The sequence below is a fragment of the Herbaspirillum sp. SJZ099 genome (assembly GCF_007828355.1).
Classification (GTDB): domain Bacteria; phylum Pseudomonadota; class Gammaproteobacteria; order Burkholderiales; family Burkholderiaceae_D; genus Herbaspirillum.
Window position 1 is genome coordinate 1 of the sequence record NZ_VIUO01000020.1, and the last position, 2,852, is coordinate 2,852.

A 2,852-nucleotide genomic window follows, 5' to 3' on the forward strand; every position below is an offset into this window, starting at 1 on the left:
CCCTCGCCCAGGTACGCCGCCTTGACCCGCGGATCGTTCAGCATCTCGCCGGCCTTGCCCTCCATGGTGATCAGCCCAGACTCCATCACATAGCCCCGGTGCGCCGCCTCCAGCGCCAGCTTGGCGTTCTGCTCCACCAGCAGGATCGTGATCCCCTGCGCCGATACATTGCGGATCACCTCAAAGATCTTCTCCACCATGATCGGCGACAGGCCCATCGACGGCTCATCCAGCAGCAGCAGCGTCGGGTGGCTCATCAGCGCGCGCGCCATGGCCAGCATCTGCTGCTCCCCGCCCGACAAGGTCCCCGCCATCTGCCCCGCCCGCTCCTTCAGGCGCGGGAAGACCGCGAACCACTTGTCGATGTCGGCCGCGATCTGGCCCTTGTCGTTGCTGGTGTAGGCCCCCATCAACAGGTTTTCCTGGATGCTCATGCGGGTAAATACCCCGCGCCCCTCCGGCACCATCGCCAGCTTGTCCTTGACCAGCTCGAAGGATTTCTTGCCCTTCAAGGCCGTGCCCAGGTATTCGATGTGGCCCTCCACCTTGCTGGCCGGCAAGGTCCCCGTGATCGCCTTCAGGGTCGTGGTCTTGCCCGCGCCGTTGGCCCCGATCAGCGTCACCAGTTCGCCTTCGTTGACTTCCAGGCTGATGCCCTTGACCGCCTGGATGCCGCCGTAGGCCACGCTCAGTTGTTCGACTTTTAAGATGTTCGTTGTCATGTCTTCTCTTCGGTCAGTGACCAGCTCCCAGATACGCTTCGATCACGGCGGGGTTCTTCTGCACTTCCGCCGGCACGCCCTCGGCAATCGGCTTGCCGTAGTCCAGCACCGTGATACGGTCGCACAACCCCATCATCAGTTTGACGTCGTGTTCGATCAGCAGGATGGTCTTGCCCTCCTTCTGGATCTTGACCAGCAGTTCCCGCAAGCCCAGCTTCTCGGTGGCGTTCATCCCCGCCGCCGGTTCGTCCAGCGCCAGCAGTTGCGGTTCGGTGGCCAGCGCACGGGCGATCTCCAGCCGTCGCTGGTCGCCGTACGACAGGTGCCGCGCCGTCCGCTTGGCGAACTGGCCGATGCCCACGAAGTCCAGCAGTTGCTGCGACTTCTCGCGGATCTGCGCTTCTTCCTCGCGCGCGGCCTTGTGGCGGAACACCGCCCCGAAGACGTTCTGTCTGGTGCGTACGTGGCAGCCCACCATCACGTTCTCCAGCACCGTCATGTCGCCGAACAGGCGGATGTTCTGGAAGGTGCGGGCAATGCCGGCCTTGGCCACCTCATGCGGCGCGCTCGGGCTATACGGCTTGCCGTCCAGTTCGAAACTGCCGGTGTCGGGCTGGTACAGCCCGGTGATCACATTGAAGAAGGTGGTTTTACCGGCGCCGTTGGGGCCGATCAGCCCGTAGATCTGGCCGCGCTCGATGCGAATGCCCACGCCGTTCAGGGCTTGCAGGCCGCCGAAGCGCTTGCTCACGTCGCTGATCTTGAGCAGTGTCTGTGTCATGGTCGTTCTCCTGCTTTCTGCTTAGGCTTTGACTTCGCCGACGGCGGCGCCGCTGTGGGGGTGGTCCGCCTCCGGGCGGTCTTCATGGCGCGGCGAGGGCCACAGGCCGGCCGGGCGGGTCAGCATGATCACCACCATGGCCAGGCCGTACAGCAGCTGGCGCAGCACTTCGGCGTCGATCCAGACCTTGCCGAACAGGCTCATCTGCAGCGGTTCGACCACATGGCGCAGCACTTCCGGCAGCGCCGCCAGGATCACGCCGCCCAGCACCACCCCGGGGATGTGGCCGATGCCGCCCAAGACCACCATGGCCAGCACCGCGATCGATTCGGTCAGCGAGAACGATTCCGGCGACACAAAGCCCTGGAAGGAGGCGAACATGGCGCCGGCCACGCCGCCGAAGGAGGCGCCCATGGCAAACGCCAGCAGCTTGACGTTGCGGGTGTTGATGCCCATCGCCTTGGCGGCGATCTCATCCTCGCGGATGGCCACCCAGGCCCGGCCCAGGCGCGAGTCCTGCAGCCGGATCGAGAAGAAGATCACGGCGATGCACAGCAGCAGGAACAGGAAGTAGTAGGCGTTCACCGAGGGCGTGGTCATGCCGAAGATCTTGACCATCGAGCCCGAGCCCGGCTCGCCGGCCAGCGACACGCCGAACACCCGGATCGGGTCGATCAGGTTGATGCCTTGCGGGCCGTTGGTGATGTTGACCGGGGCGTTCAGGTTGTTCATGAAGATGCGGATGATCTCGCCAAAGCCCAGCGTCACGATGGCCAGGTAGTCGCCGCGCAGCTTCAGGGTCGGCGCGCCCAGCAGGGCCCCGAAGATGGCCGCGATCAGGGCCGACAGCGGCACGATCACCCACAGCGACAGGTGGATGCCGTTCTGCACGATCTCCGGGCCGCACACCATGACCAGGAAGTTGCCCACCGCCGGGTAGGTGTTGACGAAGGACTCCAGCACCGCCGCGAACTGCGGCGAGGCCAGCAAGCCCGCGGTATAGGCGCCGATCGCATAGAACGCGATATAACCCAGGTCCAGCAGGCCGGCGAAGCCCACCACCACGTTCAGGCCCAGCGCCAGCATGATGTACAGCAGCGCCATGTCCATGATGCGTACCCAGGAGTTGCCGAACTGCTGGGCGATGAAGGGAAACACGATCATCAGCGCCAGCAGCACCAGCAGGCTGGTCCTGGCTTGTGCCGGATTGCGCTTCATGTCGAAGGAGAGGAGAGCCATGTTTGGTTCTTTCCAGTTTAAATAGGTTGATTCTCTTGAGTCGTTAGCCCATCCCAAATTGGCTCAGGTTCCGTCGCGAGCCCGCGTCAGCGGCTGACGACCGGAGCGCA

3 protein-coding genes are annotated in these 2,852 nt (G+C 64.2%); all 3 read right to left on the bottom strand.

Going from position 1 to position 2,852, the window contains the following annotated elements; all coding sequences use genetic code 11:
• The coding region (locus FB597_RS20000; protein WP_144770507.1) for an ABC transporter ATP-binding protein at positions 1–722 on the bottom strand (722 nt) is incomplete at its 3' end.
• Between the two features lie 13 nt (positions 723–735).
• The gene (locus FB597_RS20005; protein ID WP_141911300.1) at positions 736–1,503 is read right to left on the bottom strand and encodes an ABC transporter ATP-binding protein; all 768 of its coding nucleotides are present in this window, start codon (positions 1,501–1,503) and stop codon (positions 736–738) included.
• A 21-nt stretch (positions 1,504–1,524) separates the two neighbouring features.
• Positions 1,525–2,742, bottom strand: a complete 1,218-nt coding sequence (locus FB597_RS20010; RefSeq protein WP_141911303.1) for an ABC transporter ATP-binding protein — start codon at positions 2,740–2,742, stop codon at positions 1,525–1,527.
• Positions 2,743–2,852: the final 110 nt, after the last annotated feature.